Source organism: Bradyrhizobium sp. sGM-13 (assembly GCF_018398875.1).
Classification (GTDB): Bacteria; Pseudomonadota; Alphaproteobacteria; order Rhizobiales; family Xanthobacteraceae; genus Bradyrhizobium.
The window spans coordinates 1-213 of sequence record NZ_JAGWDK010000527.1; the positions used below are offsets into that span (position 1 = coordinate 1).

Annotated in this window: 1 protein-coding gene; it reads right to left on the reverse strand. The window is 46.5% G+C overall.

The window, feature by feature from the left end:
* Positions 1-20: 20 nt before the first annotated feature.
* A partial coding sequence (locus KJQ96_RS39885; protein WP_213291310.1) for a hypothetical protein occupies positions 21-213 on the reverse strand: 193 nt, incomplete at its 5' end.

Here is a 213-nt window from a genome sequence, read left to right on the forward strand (position 1 = left end):
TTGTCCTCGGTGCAGATCCCTCACCCTTTGGTAGCATGCCCAATCAATATGCTGCTCGATTGGAGATAAAACCTATCGGTGAGACAGTGGCTTCGCAGGCTTTGATTGTTCATCTCTTTGTAATAAATATTAGCAAGCTCCAGACGCCGAAATTCCCTAATGGAGAGGCTTGCAACTCCGAAATACTGTGCCTGAAGCGGATTGTAGGCATTT